Genomic DNA, 17426 nt, shown 5'->3' with positions numbered 1-17426 from the left:
CGGTATTTTCGACCCTTGCACGGAGGCGACCATGGGCCGCGACACACTACTTTCCGCGACGATCGGGGATCAGGGCACGCTGAAAAAGGTGGCTTTGGTCCTGTTGGGCGCGCTGTTCATCGCGGCCGCGGCCAAGGTCACGGTGCCGATGTGGCCGGTGCCGGTGTCGATGCAGACATTGGCGATCTTGCTGGTGGGCTTTGGCATGGGCAGCCGGTTGGGGGCCGCGACGGTGATTGTCTATCTGGCGCAGGGCGCGATGGGTCTGCCGGTCTTTACCCCCTCGACCTTGCCGGGGATTGCGGGCCTGACGGGTCCGACCGGCGGTTTCCTGATCGGTTTCGTGGGTCTGGCCTGGCTTGCGGGCTATGCTGCAGAAAAGGGCCTTGCGCGCGGTGTCGTCTCGACGGCTGCGGTGGCGCTGGTGGCCTCGGCGCTTTTGTATGTGCCGGGGATCCTCTGGCCGATGGCGGTGGCCGGTGCGGCTGGTCTCGAGGCTGGATGGGTTGCGCGCGACGCCGCCTTCTACTGGGGGGCCTTTGTCGCGCCCTTCCTGCTGGGCGACGCGCTGAAGGCCGTGATCGCCGCGCTGGTCGTGACCGGGGCGTGGTCGGTGCTCAAGCGCCGCGCCTGAAACGCAAGGCAGAGCTTGGGAAGGGCCGCCCGCGGGGGCGGCCTTTTTCGTTTTGCGAAATCAGCTGCGCAAATGCTTCAGCACCTCATTAGCGCCCAGATCCTCGTAGAGCACCACGATGTCCGGCGCGCTCATCCCGCCGTCTTGTTGCGCGGGAAAGAGCGGATGTTTCTCGTCCGTGATCCAGTAGACGGGCACGCCGCCCCCGCCCACGGGCACGATCACGCCCTTGGTCAGCACCGGCCCGGATGACGCCGGGATACGGCAATAGAGCCAGCCGAAGAGATCGCCCAACCGGTCTGCATCGCCCCGCCCCTGCGCGGACCGGAAGCGCGCGAAATCTCCGATCGAGACATTGGCCCAGACGCTCAGGAAGACATGCTCATCCGTGCCCCTTACCGGGATCGGCAGATGCGCGCGCACCAGCAGGTCGCGGCCCCGGCGCGCATAGCGTTCGGTGATGATGTCGCCGCCGCCGTCAAAGGCGCTGTCGGGCTGCGGGGCGGGCGGATGGGTCCAGCCGAAGGGGCGCAGGCGCACTGCATGCGCCGCATCCACCACTTCGTTGCAGCACGCGCAGCGATAGCCGGGCGCTGTCAGACGCCGGGCAAGTTCATCATCGGGGATCGGTTTCGGCCCCTTGTTGCGCCGGAACAGTTTGAGCATCACTCGGCCGGTTCGACGGCATCCGCCAGCTTGAACCCGCGCGCCATCTGGTCGGTCGGTTTCACCGGGTAATCGCCCGAGAAACAGGCGTCGCAATAAGCAGGCTGCCGGGCGTCGCGCCCGCCTGCCACGCCCACCGCACGGTAGAGGCCATCAAGAGAGATGAAGCGCAGCGAGGCAACACCCAGATGCACGCGCATCTCATCCTCGGACATGGTCGCCGCCAGAAGCTTCTCGCGCTCGGGCGTGTCGACGCCGTAAAAACAGGGCCATGCGGTCGGCGGCGAGGCGATGCGGAAATGCACCTCGGCCGCACCTGCATCAAGGATCATCTCCTTGATCTTGCGCGAGGTCGTGCCGCGCACCACGGAGTCGTCGACCAAGATCACCCGTTTGCCGCGAATGAGCGCGCGGTTCACGTTCAGTTTCAACCGCACGCCCATGTTGCGGATCTGCTCGGTCGGCTCGATGAAGGTCCGGCCCATGTATTGGTTGCGGATGATCCCCATCGCATAGGGAATGCCGCTTTCCAGCGAATAACCGATGGCGGCGGGCGTCCCTGAATCGGGCACGGGGCAAACCAGATCGGCGTCTACCGGCGCCTCCTTGGCCAGTTCGCGGCCGATCGCCTCGCGCGTCTCGTAGACCGATTTGGTCCCGATGATGCTGTCGGGGCGGGAGAAATAGACGTGCTCAAAAATGCAAAAGCGCGGGGACTGCCGCTCGAAGGGCTTGAAGCTTTCGACCTTGTCGCCGGTGATCACGACCATCTCGCCCGGCTCGATCTCGCGCAGGTAATCCGCTCCGATGATGTCGAGCGCGCAGGTCTCCGACGACAGCGCGTAGCCATCGCCAAGCCGGCCCAGCACCAGCGGCCGCACGCCCAGCGGGTCGCGCACGCCGATCAGCTTGGTGCGCGTCATCGCCACGATGGAAAACGCGCCCTCGACGCGGCGCAGCGCGTCCTTCATCCGCTCGGGGATGGTGCGCTGCAGCGAGCGCGCCATCAGGTGGATGATGCATTCGCTGTCCGAGGAAGACTGGAAGATCGAGCCGCGCTCGATCAGCTCGCGGCGCAGCGCATCGGCGTTCACGATATTGCCGTTATGTGCAATCGCGGCGCCGCCCATGGCAAATTCGCCGAAGAAGGGCTGCACGTCGCGGATCTGGGTCGCGCCTTTGGACCCGGCGGTGGAATAGCGCACATGCCCGATGCCGATTTCACCGGGCAGCGTGTCCATGATGCTGGCCGAGGTGAAACTGTCCCGCACAAGGCCAAAGCGGCGCGCCGAGGAAAATCCGTGTTCGGGGTCGTGCGTCACGATCCCGCCCGCCTCTTGCCCGCGATGCTGGAGCGCATGCAGACCTAGCGCGATGAAATTCGCCGCGTCCGACACGCCGATCACGCCGAAAACGCCGCATTCCTCGCGCAGCTTGTCGTCGTCACTCGGGTCGAAAGGGTGACGGGGGAGGGCATCCATGTGGGGCGAATCTCCGGGCTGCGTCATCATGGGTGACATAGGCCCTCGGGGCGTCGCTGTCATCAAACGATCACAGATTTCGCCGGGGTGGCGCAAGCTGGACGGCGGGCTTGTGCCCGCGTAGCGTGGTGACGCGGCAAAAACGGGCATTGGAGGCACGCATGCGGGCAATCATCCTTCTGGCCGGGGTGGCGATGGCGGCAAGCTGGGGGCTGACATGGTTCGAGCCGCCCTTTGCCGGGTCCGACATCTCGCCGATGTCGTTGGTCAGCGACGGCGTCATCGCGCTGTCGGCGGATGCCGCATGGCAGACATGGGTCTTTGTCGGCGGCTTTGCCGCGGCGGGGCTGGCGGCCCTGTCGGCGATTCTCGGCCGGGGCTCCGCGATCCTTGCGCTGGCGGCGGGTCTGTCTCCCTTGGTGGTGTTGGGCGACGCGATCTTGCGCGCTGACGCCACGCGCCGTGATCTCGGCCTGCCCGTCCCGGTCGATTTCGGCGACCTCGCCCAAAGTTGGGATGTCTTGCAGGATTTCGTGCGTATGGGGCTTTACGCCTATGCGGGGGGCGCGGCGCTCTTGCTGCTGGCCGGGCTCTCGGTCTTCGCGTCGCGGCGCTAGGCGCTATTGCGGGGTGGCGCAGGTCGCGGTCAGTTGTTCGTAGCGGGCAAGGATCCAACCCGGCGCGTCCGAGGGGATTTCCGCCTCGACGCGGGTCTGCAAATGGGCAAAGACGCTCGCCGACCGGCTGTCGGACACCATCGCCACAGGCTCGGACCCCACCACGCGGTCATAGGCGATGAAGGCGACAACCACGAGCAGCACGCCCCGCGCCACACCGAAGAGGAACCCAAGGCCCGCATCCACGCCCCCGATGACCGAGCGTTGCACGGCAGTCGAAAACAGCGGCGTGAACAGTGAGATCACCACCAGAGCCACGGCAAACACGCCGGCAAAACTGGCCATCACGCCGAGCTCGCAGCTTTCGCCGATGAAATCGCCCAGGTAAGGCACTTCGCGGATCAGCGGCATGGCGTTGGGCGCAAAGATGAAGGCGACGACGGCCGCCAGTATCCAACCGCCGATCGACAGCGCCTCGCGCACGAAGCCCCGCGCATAGGCCAAGATCGCCGAAACGACGATCACGCCGGCCACGATGCCGTCGACAAGGGTGAAACCGTCCATACGCCTGCCTTTACCCGTTCTTGCCCCGGCTTACACCCGCGGCCCTATCCTGCCCCGAAAATCTCGCCCACGAAAGCGGGCAGATCCGCTATCGCCTGCACCTTCACGCCGCTGTCGGCGCCGATCTTGCAGCCCGCGGGTGCAATGGCCGAGGAAAAACCAAGTTTCGCCGCCTCTTTCAACCTGTTTTCCGCTTGCGACACGGGGCGCAGCGCCCCCGATAGCGAAACTTCGCCAAAGACGACGCAATCATGCGGCACGGCCACATCCTCGCGTGCCGACAAAAGGGCGGCAGCGACGGCCAGATCCGCGGCGGGCTCCGAGATGCGCATGCCGCCCGCGATGTTGAGATAGACGTCAAGCCCGGCAAACGAGATGCCGGCCCGTGCCTCCAGCACTGCAAGGATCATGGACAGCCGCCCGCCATCCCATCCCACCACCGCGCGGCGCGGTTGGCTGAGCGAAGACGGCGCCACAAGCGCCTGGATTTCCACCAGCACGGGGCGCGTGCCCTCTATGCCTGCGAAAACGACCGATCCGGGGGCGGGGGTTTCGCGGTCGGAAAGGAAGAGCGCCGAGGGGTTTGTGACCTCGGCCAGCCCCATGCCGGTCATCTCGAAGACGCCGATTTCATCCGCCGGGCCGAAGCGGTTCTTGACCGACCGCAGGATGCGGAACTGGTGCCCGCGCTCGCCTTCGAAGTAAAGGACCGTGTCGACCATGTGTTCGACCACGCGCGGGCCCGCGATCTGGCCGTCCTTGGTGACATGGCCCACCAGCATGACGGCGACGCCACGCCGCTTGGCGAAGGTCGTCAGCTCATGCGCGCTGGAGCGCACTTGCGAGACGGAGCCGGGCGCTGCCTCGACCGTATCAAGCCACATGGTCTGGATCGAATCGATGATGGCCAGATCGGGCGCCTCGGCCTCCAGCGTGGTCAGGATGTCGCGCAGGTTGGTCTCGGCGGCCAGCATGACGGAACTGTCGGCAAGGCCAAGGCGCTGGGCGCGCATGCGGACCTGTGCGGTGGCCTCCTCGCCCGAGACATAGATCACGCGGGCGCCCGCACGGGCGAAACTGGCGGCGGCTTGCAACAAAAGCGTGGATTTCCCGATGCCCGGATCGCCGCCCACCAGCGTGGCCGAGGCCGGCACCAGCCCGCCGCCCAGCACGCGGTCAAGCTCGCCCATGCCGGACGTGCGGCGCGGCGGTGCGTCTTCCTCGGTGCGCAGGTCGGTCAGGCCGATCCGCTTGCCCTTCATCGCGCCAAGCGCGGTCTTGCCGGGTCCCGAGGACAGTGGAGTCTCTTGGCTGATGGTGTTCCAGTCGCCGCAGGCGTCGCAGCGGCCCGACCATTTCTTGTGGGTCGCACCGCAGGCGGAACAGACGAAAAGGGTGACGGGTTTGGCCATGGGGCAGGCTTAGCCGAGCGGGACCACAGGCGCCAGTGCCCGGCTCAGATCACGCCCGCCTGCCACAAGATGGCAAGGCCAAGCCCAAGCGCCAGAAGCACCCTGATGCCGACAAAGCGCGCATCCGCCTGCCGCACATCGACAAGACCACGGTGAAAGCCGAAGGCAAGCCCGCCCGCCACCAATAGCCCGCCCAAGGGCACATGGCCCGCAAGGCGCAGCACTGCCCCCGCGACCAGCACGATCAGCCCGCCCGCCACCGGCGGCCCCGCGCGGCGCAGCAGGTTCAGCGCCATGCCCTGCTTGCGCGCACCCGTGCGCTCGCCGATCAGGCGTTGCAGCCACGCCAGCCCGGCAAGGGCAGCATAGACCGCCAGAACGACGGCAAGGGTGAGGGCGATCCGGTCCATCGGCTTGCGCTAGACCAAGTTCCCGCGCCGCGCCATCCGCTTGGTGGCCAGCGCGATACCGAAAGACATCACGACGCAGGCGGTGAAAAGCCAAAGTCCCCATGCGGTCTCCACCCTTCCGACGGCGATGCCCTTGGCCAGCGTGATGTAGACGGCGATCAAGAAGACATCCGCCATGGCGAGCTTGCCCAAAAGCTGCACGGCGGGCAGCAGCGTCAGCGGGGCCCTCGACAGGTGCATCAGCGCCAGTGCCATGGTCTTGGCCATCGGGGCGGCCAGCGCGAACAGGGCGACGAGGACGGCCAGCACCGCTTCGCCCTCGGTCCAGAGCGTGCCGATGCCCGACAGGATCGAAATCTCCGACAGCCCGAACAGCGGCAGCAGGCCCGCGCGCATCAGCGGCGCGGCCCATGCGATGGGGAAGAGGATCAAAAGCGCGAGGTTGAGCGCGGTCAGAAGGCGGAGCATGCGCGGCATATGGGGCGGCCTTGGGCCAGCCCGCAAGTCTCAGCGCACCGCCGCGATGGGGCCAACGGCCGAGCCGGTCACGAATTGGCGCAGATAGGGATCGGTAGCGCTGTCGATTTCAGCCACCGGACCATGCCAGCGGATCTTGCCGTCATGCAGCATGGCGACCTTGTCGGCGATGGCGCGGACAGACGACATGTCGTGGGTGATGGTCAGGGCGGTCGCGCCCATCTCGGTCACGATCTCGCGGATCAGGTCATTGATGACGCCCGACATGATCGGGTCGAGGCCAGTGGTGGGCTCGTCGAAAAAGATGATCTCGGGTTCCGCCGCGATGGCCCGCGCCAACCCCACTCGCTTTTGCATGCCGCCCGAAAGCTCGGACGGGTATAGGTCTGCCACGTCAGGTGTCAGGCCCACGCGGCGCAGTTTCTCGATCGCGATTTCGCGGGCCTCAAGCTTGGGCCGCTTTTGCGCCCCGCGTTGCAGGCGGAAGGCGACATTTTGCCAGACCGGCATCGAATCAAACAACGCGCCGCCCTGAAACAGCATCCCGAAGCGGGCGAGAAAGGCGTCGCGGTCGCCGGTCGTCACGTCTTGGCCGTCGACGGTGATGGTGCCGCTGTCGGGGATGACGAGGCCGAGGATGCATTTGAGGCAGACCGATTTGCCGGTGCCCGAGCCGCCGATGATGACGCAGCTTTCCCCCTTCGCCACGTCGAGCGTCAGGCCCCGAAGGACCTGCTTGGCCCCGAAGGCCTTGTGGACATCTGTAAGCGCGATCATGCGGTGAAGAACAGTTCGGTCAGAAGGTAGTTGGCGGCAAGGATCAGGATCGAGGCCGAAACGACGGCATTGGTCGTGGCCCGCCCCACGCCCTGTGCGCCGCGGCCCGAATTCATCCCGTGATAGCAGCCCATCAGCGCCACGAGGAAGCCGAAGACCGCGCCCTTGATCAGGCCCGAGGTGACATCCCATGGCTCAAGGAAATCGACGGTGTTGCGCAAGTAAGCGGCCTCGTTGAAGCCGAGCCTTGTGGTCGAAACCAGATAGCCGCCGAAAATCCCGATGGCATCGCCCACGGCCACCAGCACCGGCAGGCTGATCGTGGCAGCAAGTATGCGCGGAACGGTAAGGTATTTCAATGGGTTGGTGGATAGAGTGACCAGCGCGTCGATCTGTTCGGTGACCTTCATCGTGCCGATCTCGGCGGCGATGGCGGCGGCGACGCGCCCTGCGACCATCAAGCCGCCCAGCACCGGGCCAAGCTCGCGCACGATGCCGATGGCCACGATCTGCGGCACCACCGCCTGCGCATCGAAGCGCGAGCCGCCGGCATAGATCTGAAGCGCCAGCGCGCCCCCGGTGAAAAGTGCTGTGAGCCCCACGACCGGCAGCGAGAGCCAGCCGATGTGCAGAAGCTGGTGCAGGAATTCGCGCGGGTAGAAGGGCGGGCGCAGGATGTGGCTGACCGCCTGCGCGGCGTAGATCGCCACACGCCCGATGGCCGAAAGCAGCGCCAGCGTAGAGCGGCCGATAGCGGCGATTGGAGACAAGAACACCATCATGCGCCGATATAGCGGCGTTTGTAGCGCCGTCCGAGCGAGGTCAGGATCTCGTAGCCGATGGTGCCCGCCGCCTCGGCCAGCTGGTCGACGGTCTGTTGGGGGCAAAGGATGTCGAGATGATCGGGCACTTCGGGCAGGTCGGTCACATCGACCGTCAGCAGATCCATCGAGACGCGGCCTGCGAGACGGCATATGTTTTCGTTGGCATACAGTTGCGCGGTGTTGCTCATGTAGCGGATGAGCCCGTCTGCATAACCCGCTGAAACCGTGGCAATCCGTGTCTTTCGCCCGGCCGTGAAGCTGGCGGAATAGCCCACGGTTTCGCCAAAGGCCACGTCGCGGACCTGCACCACGGGCAGCGACAGGCGCACCACGGGTCGGGCTTGCGCGAAGGGCTGGCCGCCATAGAGGCCGACGCCGGGGCGGGTGAGGTCGAACTGGTAGTCTGCGCCCAGCAAGATGCCGCCGGTGGCGCTGAGGCTGCGGGGCGCGCTCACGCCCGCGGTCATTTTTGTGAAGGCGGCGAGCTGTGCGGCATTCATCGGATGCGCAGGGTCGTCGGCGCAGGCAAGGTGCGACATGACGAGGGTCAATGGCCCGGTTTCCAGACCCGCGCGGGACGCGCCCCAGTCGGGCGCTTCCATTCCCAGCCGGTTCATGCCCGTGTCAAGCTGAACCCCATAGGGCGCATCGGGCAGGGCCGTGCGGTGACGGGCGGCCTGTTCGGGGCTGTTGAGCATCGGGGTCAGCGCGTGGTCGCGGATCAGGCCGGTGTCACTCGCCATATGGCCGGAAAAGACGTTGATCGCGGGGCCGGGGCCTAGCGCTTTGCGCAGGGCTGCGCCTTCCTCGGCGGTCGCGACAAAAAAGCTGCGCGCCCCTTCGCGGGCGAGCCTGCTCGCCACCTCGGCCGCGCCGCAGCCATAGCCGTTCGCCTTGACCACCGCGCCGGTCTCGCCCCGTGACAGCCGGGCGAGCGCGCGCCAGTTGGCCGCGATGGCGTCGAGGTCGATGGTGAGGATGCCGGTGCCCATGGCGCTGTGTCCGGGTTCATGGTGGCGGGGTCAAGGGGGGGCTCTGCCCCCGGTCGCCTTTGGCGACCTCCCCCGGGATATTTTCGAAACAGAGAAGCGCGCGCGTTAACCTTGATGAAAGGTAACCGTCAGTAGCCCGGATCGGACCCCTGTTGCCAGGGTTTCACCAGATTGCCAAAGCGGGTGAAGCGGCCCTCGAAGCTCAGTTCCAGCGTTCCGATGGGGCCATGGCGCTGCTTGCCGATGATGACCTCGGCCTTGCCGTGCAAAAGCTCCATCTCCTGCTGCCAGCGGGTCATCGCCTCGAGGTTCTCCTCGCCCGGTTTCTCGCGTTCCTTGTAGTATTCGCCGCGGTAAACGAACATCACGACATCCGCGTCCTGTTCGATCGATCCCGATTCCCGCAAATCGGAGAGTTGCGGGCGCTTGTCTTCGCGGGACTCGACCTGGCGCGAGAGCTGCGAGAGGGCGATCACGGGAATGTTGAGTTCCTTGGCGATGGCCTTGAGGCCTTGGGTGATCTCGGAGATCTCGTTGACGCGGTTCTCGGACCGGCCCGAGCCGCGCAAAAGCTGCAGGTAGTCGACGATCAGAAGGTCGAGGCCGGCGGGCGTTCGCTTGAGGCGGCGGGCGCGGGCCGCGACCTGGCCGATGGGCAGGGCGGGCGTGTCGTCGATGTAGAGCGGGCAGCGTTCGAGGTCGCGGGCGGCATGCAGGTAGCGCTCGAATTCCGCCTCGGTCAGGTCACCCTTGCGGATCAGTTCCGAGGGGATTTCGGCTGCTTCCGACAAGATGCGCTGTGCCAACTGGGCCGCCGACATCTCGAGGCTGAAGAAGCCCACGACGCCGCCGTCGACCGTGCCTTCGGTGCCGTCTTCCTTGAGCCCGCGTTTCCATGCCTTGGCGATGTTGAAGGCGATGTTGGTTGCCAGCGAGGTCTTGCCCATGGAAGGACGGCCGGCAAGGATCAGCAGATCGGATTTGTGCAGGCCGCCCAGCATCCTGTCCATGTCGGTCAGGCCCGTGGAGATGCCCGCAAGCTTGCCGCCGCGGTTGTAGGCGGCGTTGGCCATGTTCACGGCGTCATAGAGCGCCGAGAGGAACGAGACGAAACCGCGGTTGGTGGTGCCGGCGGAGGCGAGGTTGAACAGTTCCGTCTCGGCCTCGACGATCTGGTCGTCGGGGGTGACGTCGTCGCGCATGGCGCGTGCGCGGTCGGTGACGCGCTGGCCCAGAGCGATCAACTCGCGCCGCACGGCAAGGTCATGGATCAGCTGCGCATAATCGCGCGCGGCCGAGGTGGCGATGGCCGAAAGCTGCAGGCGCAGCAGGTATTCCGCGCCGCCAAGGTCCTTGAGGCCGGGGATGTCGGCGACGAAATTCTTGAGCGTGGTGGCGTCCGTCGCCAGCCCTTTGGCGATGCGGGCTTGCGCCATGGAGAAGATCGCGCGGTGGACAGGGTCGTGGAAATGGTCGGGCTTGATCAGGTCGTCGACCCGGTCGAGCACGTCATTGGACGACAAGATGGCACCCAGAAGCTGCTGTTCTGCCTCGACGTTATGGGGCAGGGCGGGCGTGTCTCCGGATTGGGCGGCGGCGGTGGCGGGCACCGGCACATGCTCGTTCATTTCTGACCCCCCAATTCATTGCGCCGATCCTCGTTGACCGGGAATGCGGTGTTGGCCGGTATAGCCTTGGCACCCGCATCCGCGTCAACGGGCCAGATCTGTGAGTAACCTGTGAGCGGATTTGACCACCACATCTGGACGCGCATGCCACCCGCACACCTTCATCTGGGGCGCGTGTATCAGAAATGTGTCGGATTCGCCACGCGGCAAGCGCCACTGTCGCGCTCGGCCTTCAGGATAGTCCGCGGGCGACGCGCCAGCTATCGGGGTCTTGGAGGAATCGTTCCACTTCGGCGAGGGTGCCTTCGGTGAAATCGCCGCCGCGCCGGGCCTCGGCGATGACATCGGCCCAGGTGGCGAGGTAATGGAGCCGCAGGCCGTGCTCGGCCAGCCGCTCCTCGGTGCCCGGCATGACGCCATAGTAGAAGACCACCGCGGTATGCGCGCAGGTCGCGCCCGCGCCCCGGATCGCTTCGACGAATTTCAGCTTGGAGCCGCCATCGGTGGTCAGATCCTCGACGAGCAGCACGCGGTCGCCCTCGCGCATCTCGCCTTCGATCTGTGCGGTGCGGCCGTAGCCCTTGGGCTGTTTGCGCACATAGGACATGGGCAAGCCCATGCGTTCCGCGACAAAGGCGGCGAAGGGGATGCCCGCGGTCTCGCCGCCCGCGATATTGTCGAAGGCTTCCAGCCCGGCGGCCTCCATCACGGTGCAGCACAGGAAATCCATGCAGGTGGCGCGCACGCGGGGGTAGGAGATGATCTTGCGGCAGTCGATGTAGGTGGGGGCCTGTTTGCCGCTGGCATGGGTGTAGAGGGTCTCGGTGTTGAAATGCACCGCCTTGATGTCGAGCAGCATCCGGGCGGTCAGGCGGGCCATGGTGGCGCGATCGGGATAGGCGGTGGGGATCATGGGCGGCCGTCCGGAATTTGCATATTTGTGGAAAGATGAAGGCTCAGGCGATCACATGCCAATGGAGCGGGTGGCCCGGGTCAAAGACGGTGACGGGGCCTGCGCCGGTGATGATCTTGGCAGGGTAGTCGAGGGGCTCGGGGCGCTTTTCGAGCGTGATCGTGGTCTCGTTCGGGGCCAGGCCGTAGCGGGCGGGGCCGAAGAGGGAGGCAAACCCCTCGAGACGGTCGAGCGCGCCGTCCTCCTCGAAGACATGGGCGAGGCAGGACATGGTGTTGGTGGCCGAGAAGACGCCCGCGCAGCCGCAGGCCGCTTCCTTGGTCGGATCGGTATGGGGGGCTGAGTCGGTGCCGAGGAAGAAGCGCGGGTTGCCGGAGGTGGCCGCGCGGCGCAAAGCCTGCTGGTGCGTGGCGCGTTTGGCGACGGGCAGGCAGTAGTAATGTGGCCGGATGCCGCCCGCGAGGATGTGGTTGCGGTTGATCATCAGGTGATGGGTCGTGATCGTGCCCGCGATGTCGCCCGAGGCGCTTGCGACATAGTCGATGCCATGGCTGGTGGTGATGTGTTCCAGCGTCACCTTGAGGCTGGGGATGCGGGCCCTGAGCGGGTCGAGGACGGTCTCGAGAAACACCTGTTCGCGGTCGAAGATGTCGACATGCGGATCGGTCACTTCGCCGTGGATGCACAAGGTCAACCCGATCTCGGCCATTTTTTCCAGAACGCCCGTGACACGGGTCAGGTCGCGCACGCCGGATTGGGAATTGGTCGTGGCGCCTGCGGGGTAGAGTTTGACCGCGTGGACAAGGCCATCGGCGGCGGCGCGGGCGATATCCTCGGGGTCTGTCGTCTCGGTCAGGTAGAGCGTCATCAGTGGCTCGAACACCATGCCTTCGGGCAGGGCGGCCATGATCTTGTCGCGGTAGGCGCGCGCGTGCTCGCCCGTCACCACGGGAGGCACGAGGTTCGGCATCACGATGGCGCGGGCGAAATGGCGCGCTGTTTCGGGCAGGACACCGGCCAGCATCGCGCCGTCGCGCAGGTGCAGGTGCCAATCATCGGGGCGGCGGATTGTCAAACGCTGGGTCATGGGGCAATGCGGTACTAGGTTCGGGCGCGCCCTGCAAAGGGCAATTCTGGCGCAGGGGGCAGGAATGGAACGGTTCACATGGCGTCCGGCGCTGTTGGCACGGCACTGGCGGGTCGATGTCTCGGCCGAGGGTCTGGCAATGGGCGGAGCGCCGTTGCGCCCTTGGGCGGATCTTGACGAGGTCGGCTGGGCCTTTGACGAGGTGGCGCAGACGCTTGTCATCGGCCTGCGCTTGCGCTGGGGCAGGCGCGAGGTGGTGCTGGGCTATCGCGGGCGCGGCCCGATGCCGTCGGACTATGCGGCCATGCTGCGCGCGGTGGTGCGCGCCTTGGCAGCGGCGCGGCCTGATCTGGAGGTCGTGATCGGGCATGGCGGGCGGCCGCGTCGCGCCATGTTCGTCACCGGCGTCGGCCTTGCGGTTCTGGGTCTGGCGGGGGTCGCGCTGGGCCTGTGGTGGCTGGTCACGCTGTCTGTGGGCGAGGCCTTGGGGCCCGGGATCGTCGGGGCTGTCGTGGCGCCCATGGGCCTTGCCATCGCTCTGGCCAACAGGCCGTGGGTGGCCCTGCCGCGAATGCCCTTGGCGGATTTTGCGGCGGGGTTCGATCCGGGGCCCAAGTAAGCGGGGCGGTGGTCTTCCATACTTGCCGCCACGGGCGCGCGACGGGCATTCTGCCCCGTGTCGGCGGAGCGCGGAGGCCTCGATGGTGCTGCATGATTGGCAAGTGTCCCGGATCGACGGCAGGCAATCGCTGCGCTTGTCCGGGCAAGGCATCTGGCTGGGGGAGGAGATCAAGCCATGGTCCGACCTGACCGACGTGGCCTTTGTGAGATACCGGCCCGGACGCGGAACCAGCGAGGAGTTCTGGCTCTGGTTCGGGCCGCAGGATCGGCGTCGTCTGCGCTGGACGAGTGCCGGAGGGGAGCGCGCGGCCTGGGGCGCCATGCTGGTCGATTTCGCAGCCCATGCCGCCCGGCACAGGCCCGACCTGACGCTTCGTGACGGGCCCGATGCGGCGGACCTGCGCATGGCCTCTCGCATCGGGCTGGGGGTCGCGGCATTGGCTCTGACGATCATGGTCGCGGTCTTGCTGTCCGGTCCGACCTTGGGCCTGGGGCTGACGGCGGGCTGGATCGGGGTCGTGGGGGCGGGCGTCGGCCTCGCGATGCGGCACTTCTACAACCGAAGGGGCGAGGTGCCGCGGCTTGACTGGGCCAGCTTCGCGGCGCGCGAGGGGCAAGCGGAGCAACTGCCTGCGAATTGAGCAAACGCCGCCTGACGCGGCAGATGGACTGCGACGGCCCTTGCCACTGTGCGCCCGGCCTGCCTAGGCTCTGCCCAAGATGTTCGACGAGACGCCCACCCATGCGCAGATGCAGCGCGTCGCGGGCCGCGCCGGGGCCGTGATCGGGCCGGGCGGGCGGCTGGAACGGCTGTGGCAACAGGGCTCGGCCAAGGCGATGCTGCCCAAGATGCATGGCCGCGCGCCCGAGGTGGTGTTTCTCAATACAGCAGGCGGGCTTACGGGTGGCGACCGGCTGGATTACCGGCTGGAGGTGGCGGCCGATACCGTCGCGGTCGGCACCACGCAGACGGCCGAACGCGCCTATCGCAGCAGCGGCGGCGCGGCGCGGGTCGAGACACGGCTGGTGGTTGGGCCGGGGGCAAAGCTGCACTGGTTGCCCCAAGAGGTGATCGTGTTCGATGGCGCGGCGCTCGACCGACGCTTGAGCGTGGACATGGCCGAGGACGCCGAACTGGTGGTGCTGGAGACGCTGGTTCTGGGCCGCGCGGCGATGGGCGAGCGGCTGACGGATATCGCGCTGATCGACCGGCGCGAGGTGATCCGGGGTGGCCGATTGGCAATGGTGGAGGCGATCCGACTGGGGCCTGATGATCTGACGCGCGCGGGCGCTGCGGGCCTGTCGGGGGCTGTCGCAGTAGCTACGCTGACGCTTTTCGCGCCCGATGCCTTGGACAGGCTGGAGCGGTTGCGTGCGGTTTTGCTCAGCGAGGGGCCAGTGCGCGCGGCGGCGTCCGGTTGGGACGGGCGGGTCGTCGCGCGCTTCATGGCGCATGAGGCTTGGCCCCTGCGCCGGACGGTCGCCCGCGCGGTTGAAACGCTTACGAACGGCCCGCTGCCGCGGGTCTGGCAAATCTGACGGACGAGGACGGACATGAACCTTTCCCCAAGGGAAAAAGACAAGCTTCTCATCAGTGTGGCGGCCATGGTGGCGCGCGGACGGTTGGCGCGCGGCGTCAAGCTCAACCACCCCGAGGCGATCGCGCTGATCACCGATTTCGTGGTCGAGGGCGCGCGCGACGGACGCAGCGTCGCCGACCTGATGGAGGCAGGCGCACATGTGATCACCGCCGAACAATGCATGGAAGGCGTGCCCTCGATGATCCACGATGTGCAGGTCGAGGCGACATTCCCGGATGGCACCAAGCTTGTGACTGTCCACCATCCGATCCGCTGAGGAGGCAAAGCGATGATTCCAGGCGAGATTTTTCCGGTCGCAGGCGACATCGAACTGAACGCAGGGCGCGCTGGTCTCACGCTGGTCGTGGCCAATACTGGCGACCGGCCGGTGCAGGTCGGCAGCCATTACCATTTTGCCGAAACGAATGCGGCGCTGGACTTCGACCGCAATGCGGCGCGGGGCCATCGCCTTGACATCGCGGCGGGCACGGCTGTCCGCTTCGAGCCGGGCCAGACCCGCGAGGTGCAGCTGGTGCCCTATGGCGGGGACCGCGCGGTGTGGGGGTTCAACAAGGCGGTGATGGGGACGCTCTGACGCGCGCCACACCCCATTGAGGCGATGCAGGCAGGTCCTTGTCGGGCGGTGGAGCAACCTTTTTGGAAGGGACAACAAGATGTGTGGCCATTGCGTGATGGAAAATGTGAAGGAGCGGATGCTGTCGCGGCGGAATTTCTTCCGCGGCACGGTCGCGGCGGCAGGGGCGGCGGCGCTTGGCACGGGGGCCGCGCGCCCGGCCTTGGCGCAGGCGGCGCGGCAGATCGTGGACATGACCCACGAGCTGTCCGAGGAGTTTCCGACATTTGGCGGCGTGCCGGGCATCCGCTATGACAAGCAGTTCGATTTCGCCAGCGATGGTTACAATCTCTACACCTTGTCGATCGACGAGCATAGCGGCACCCATATCGACGCGCCGCTGCATTTCTCGCCCGATGGGCAATCTGTGGCCGAAATCCCGGTCGAAAGCCTCGCCTGTCCTTTGTGCGTGATCGACATCCGCGCCCGCGCCGCCGAGGACCCTGATGCGCAGGTGACGCCAGATGACCTGACTGCCTGGATCGCGGCGCATGGGCCGCTGCCCGATGGCGCATGCGTGGCGATGAATTCGGGCTGGGCGGCGAAGGTCGGAAGCGATGATTTCCGCGGCGCGGATGAGGCGGGCGGCCTGCACTTCCCGGGCTTCCACATCGAGGCGACGCAGATGCTGCTGGAGCAGACGGCGGCCGCCGCCATCGCGGTCGACACGCTCTCTCTCGATCACGGCCCGTCGCCCGATTTCGCCACCCATTACGCCTGGCTGCCTGCCGGACGCTACGGGATCGAATGCCTTGCCGGGCTTGACGCGATGCCTGCGGCGGGCGCCACGCTGATGGTCGGCGCCCCCAAGGTGCGCGGCGGCACCGGTGGCCCTGCGCGGGTGATGGCGCTGGTCTGATGGGCACCGTTCCCCTGCTGAAGGACGAGGATTTGTCGCCCGAGGCGGCCGAGGTTTTCGCCGAGATCCGTGCCCTGAGGGGCACGGATTACGTCAACAATTTCTGGCGCGCGATGGCGCATGATCCGGGCGGCCTGCGCGCGCTGTGGGACCGGCTAAAGGTGGTGATGGCCCCCGGCGCGCTCGACCCGCTGGTGAAGGAAATGATCTATGTTGCGGTCTCGACCGCCAACGGGTGCGATTACTGCATCCACAGCCATACGGCGGCCGCCAAGGGCAAGGGCATGACGCCCGCCCAGCACGCGGAACTGATGGCCGTGATCGGCATGGCGATGCAGACCAACGGTCTGGTGCAAGGCTTGGGCGTCGAGGTGGACGAGGTGTTTCGCGCCTGAGGTCAGGCGGCGGCCTCGGCCTCGGGAAGGGTCAGGCGGTAGCCCGTGCCGTAAAGCGTTTCGATCGCGTCGAAGCCGGGGTCGATGTCCCGCATCTTGCGGCGCAGGCGCTTGACGTGGCTGTCGACCGTGCGGTCGAGCACGAAGATGTCGCTGCCGTAAAGCCGGTCCATCAGGAAATCGCGCGTGCGCACATATCCGGGCCGCTCGGCCAGCGTTTGCAAAAGGCGAAATTCGGTCGCAGTCAGGTGCAGCGCTGCCCCGCGCCAGCTTGCCACCATGCGGTTGGTGTCAATCTCCAGCGGCGGGCAGGAGATCACGCTGTCAGCGCTGCTCCGACCCGGCTCCGAGGCGCGCGCGCGCCGCGACAGGGCGCGGATGCGTTCGGCCAGAAGCTGCGGCGACCAAGGACGGCGCACCACGGCATCAGCCCCCATGCGCAGGCCGACGATTTCCTCGACCTCATCCTCGCTGTCGGTCAAGATCACCACCGGCAGGCTGCTGTGTTCGCGCAACCGGCGCAGCACGGCATAGGCATCCACATCGTCCGTGCGCATGTCGAGCAGCGCAACCTCGGCCTTGCCCCCGATCAGGCCCGGAAGCGCGCTCTCCGGGCGCAGGTGCGAGGAGACGTCAAAGCCTCTGCGGCGCAGGTCACGGTCCAGCGCCGACAGCGCGCGCGGATCGGAATTGACGATGGCGATCTGCACGCGCTGGGCGTCGGGTGCGGCAACAGGCCCAACAGGATGGGCGACAGGATGGACTGTATCGATCTTCACGGTGTGTAACCCCCACGGTTTCAAATGTGGGTAACGACCGGGGTTGCGGGATTTTAGGCCGCATGGCGAAAAATCG

Annotated in this window: 22 protein-coding genes; 9 read left to right on the top strand and 13 right to left on the bottom strand. The window is 66.6% G+C overall.

The genetic code is table 11. The annotated features are described in order from the left end of the window. The first annotated feature begins 31 nt into the window (after nt 1–31). Entirely contained in the window at nt 32–634 is a 603-nt protein-coding gene (locus C7455_RS04635) for a biotin transporter BioY (protein WP_109665908.1), read from the top strand. Between the two features lie 60 nt (nt 635–694). Here the strand turns inward: C7455_RS04635 and C7455_RS04630 are convergent, their stop codons facing one another. Both C7455_RS04630 and purF read right to left on the bottom strand, forming a co-directional pair. Continuing rightward, nucleotides 695–1300 (bottom strand): DUF2199 domain-containing protein, encoded by a 606-nt coding sequence (locus tag C7455_RS04630; protein WP_109665906.1) that lies wholly within the window; start codon nt 1298–1300, stop codon nt 695–697. Further along, a complete protein-coding gene (purF, locus tag C7455_RS04625; protein ID WP_425450621.1) occupies nt 1300–2811 on the bottom strand; it encodes an amidophosphoribosyltransferase in 1512 nt (503 codons plus the stop codon). The genes C7455_RS04630 and purF overlap by 1 nt, the downstream gene beginning before the upstream one ends. A gap of 131 nt (nt 2812–2942) precedes the next feature. Here purF and C7455_RS04620 point away from each other — a divergent pair, with 131 nt between their 5' ends. After that, nucleotides 2943–3398 carry a hypothetical protein gene (locus C7455_RS04620; RefSeq protein WP_109665902.1) on the top strand — a complete coding sequence of 152 codons (456 nt, stop codon included), beginning with the start codon at nt 2943–2945 and terminating at the stop codon, nt 3396–3398. Between the two features lie 3 nt (nt 3399–3401). On the opposite strand, the gene C7455_RS04615 is transcribed toward C7455_RS04620, so the two are convergent. From C7455_RS04615 to pyrC, 10 genes are all read right to left on the bottom strand, one after another. Further along, nucleotides 3402–3962 carry a CvpA family protein gene (locus tag C7455_RS04615; RefSeq protein ID WP_109665900.1) on the bottom strand — a complete coding sequence of 187 codons (561 nt, stop codon included), beginning with the start codon at nt 3960–3962 and terminating at the stop codon, nt 3402–3404. Between the two features lie 44 nt (nt 3963–4006). After that, on the bottom strand, nt 4007–5374 hold the full coding sequence (gene radA / locus C7455_RS04610) for a DNA repair protein RadA (RefSeq protein WP_109665899.1): 1368 nt from the start codon (nt 5372–5374) through the stop codon (nt 4007–4009). 44 nt (nt 5375–5418) lie between these two features. After that, a complete protein-coding gene (locus tag C7455_RS04605) occupies nt 5419–5784 on the bottom strand; it encodes a hypothetical protein (protein ID WP_109665897.1) in 366 nt (121 codons plus the stop codon). Between the two features lie 9 nt (nt 5785–5793). Next, on the bottom strand, nt 5794–6252 hold the full coding sequence (locus tag C7455_RS04600) for a paraquat-inducible protein A (protein WP_109666188.1): 459 nt from the start codon (nt 6250–6252) through the stop codon (nt 5794–5796). 39 nt (nt 6253–6291) lie between these two features. Next, nucleotides 6292–7038 (bottom strand): ABC transporter ATP-binding protein, encoded by a 747-nt coding sequence (locus C7455_RS04595; RefSeq protein ID WP_109665895.1) that lies wholly within the window; start codon nt 7036–7038, stop codon nt 6292–6294. Next, nucleotides 7035–7817 (bottom strand): MlaE family ABC transporter permease, encoded by a 783-nt coding sequence (locus C7455_RS04590; RefSeq protein ID WP_109666186.1) that lies wholly within the window; start codon nt 7815–7817, stop codon nt 7035–7037. Before C7455_RS04590 ends, C7455_RS04595 begins: the two co-directional genes overlap by 4 nt. Next, nucleotides 7817–8854 (bottom strand): alanine racemase, encoded by a 1038-nt coding sequence (gene alr / locus C7455_RS04585; protein WP_109665893.1) that lies wholly within the window; start codon nt 8852–8854, stop codon nt 7817–7819. Before alr ends, C7455_RS04590 begins: the two co-directional genes overlap by 1 nt. 128 nt (nt 8855–8982) lie before the next feature. Continuing rightward, nucleotides 8983–10482, bottom strand: coding sequence for a replicative DNA helicase (locus C7455_RS04580; RefSeq protein WP_109665891.1), 1500 nt, complete (start codon nt 10480–10482; stop codon nt 8983–8985). A 232-nt stretch (nt 10483–10714) separates the two neighbouring features. Beyond that, nucleotides 10715–11395 carry an orotate phosphoribosyltransferase gene (locus tag C7455_RS04575; protein WP_109665889.1) on the bottom strand — a complete coding sequence of 227 codons (681 nt, stop codon included), beginning with the start codon at nt 11393–11395 and terminating at the stop codon, nt 10715–10717. 43 nt (nt 11396–11438) lie between these two features. Then, complete coding sequence (gene pyrC, locus C7455_RS04570) at nt 11439–12482, bottom strand: dihydroorotase (RefSeq protein ID WP_109665887.1); 1044 nt, start codon at nt 12480–12482, stop codon at nt 11439–11441. Between the two features lie 64 nt (nt 12483–12546). On the opposite strand from pyrC, the gene C7455_RS04565 reads away from it, so the two are divergent. The 7 genes from C7455_RS04565 to C7455_RS04535 all read left to right on the top strand — a co-directional run bounded on the left by C7455_RS04565 (nt 12547) and on the right by C7455_RS04535 (nt 16571). Further along, complete coding sequence (locus C7455_RS04565; protein ID WP_109665885.1) at nt 12547–13101, top strand: hypothetical protein; 555 nt, start codon at nt 12547–12549, stop codon at nt 13099–13101. Between the two features lie 82 nt (nt 13102–13183). Beyond that, nucleotides 13184–13744 carry a hypothetical protein gene (locus tag C7455_RS04560; protein ID WP_109665883.1) on the top strand — a complete coding sequence of 187 codons (561 nt, stop codon included), beginning with the start codon at nt 13184–13186 and terminating at the stop codon, nt 13742–13744. Nucleotides 13745–13823: 79 nt separating this feature from the next. Further along, nucleotides 13824–14642 (top strand): urease accessory protein UreD, encoded by an 819-nt coding sequence (locus C7455_RS04555; RefSeq protein ID WP_109665881.1) that lies wholly within the window; start codon nt 13824–13826, stop codon nt 14640–14642. Nucleotides 14643–14657: 15 nt separating this feature from the next. Further along, nucleotides 14658–14960, top strand: a complete 303-nt coding sequence (locus C7455_RS04550) for an urease subunit gamma (RefSeq protein WP_109665879.1) — start codon at nt 14658–14660, stop codon at nt 14958–14960. Between the two features lie 12 nt (nt 14961–14972). Beyond that, nucleotides 14973–15278 (top strand): urease subunit beta, encoded by a 306-nt coding sequence (locus C7455_RS04545; protein WP_109665877.1) that lies wholly within the window; start codon nt 14973–14975, stop codon nt 15276–15278. 79 nt (nt 15279–15357) lie between these two features. After that, nucleotides 15358–16176: a cyclase family protein gene (locus C7455_RS04540; protein ID WP_109665875.1), complete on the top strand. Its 819-nt coding sequence runs from the start codon at nt 15358–15360 to the stop codon at nt 16174–16176. Beyond that, on the top strand, nt 16176–16571 hold the full coding sequence (locus C7455_RS04535) for a carboxymuconolactone decarboxylase family protein (RefSeq protein ID WP_109665873.1): 396 nt from the start codon (nt 16176–16178) through the stop codon (nt 16569–16571). The genes C7455_RS04540 and C7455_RS04535 overlap by 1 nt, the downstream gene beginning before the upstream one ends. 2 nt (nt 16572–16573) lie before the next feature. Here the strand turns inward: C7455_RS04535 and C7455_RS04530 are convergent, their stop codons facing one another. Next, nucleotides 16574–17350, bottom strand: coding sequence for a response regulator transcription factor (locus C7455_RS04530; RefSeq protein ID WP_170118991.1), 777 nt, complete (start codon nt 17348–17350; stop codon nt 16574–16576). Between the last annotated feature and the right edge of the window lie 76 nt (nt 17351–17426).

Origin of the sequence: Roseicyclus mahoneyensis (genome assembly GCF_003148775.1) — a bacterium.
Classification (GTDB): Bacteria; Pseudomonadota; Alphaproteobacteria; order Rhodobacterales; family Rhodobacteraceae; genus Roseicyclus; species Roseicyclus mahoneyensis.
This window is presented reverse-complemented; position numbering and strand designations above follow the sequence as displayed.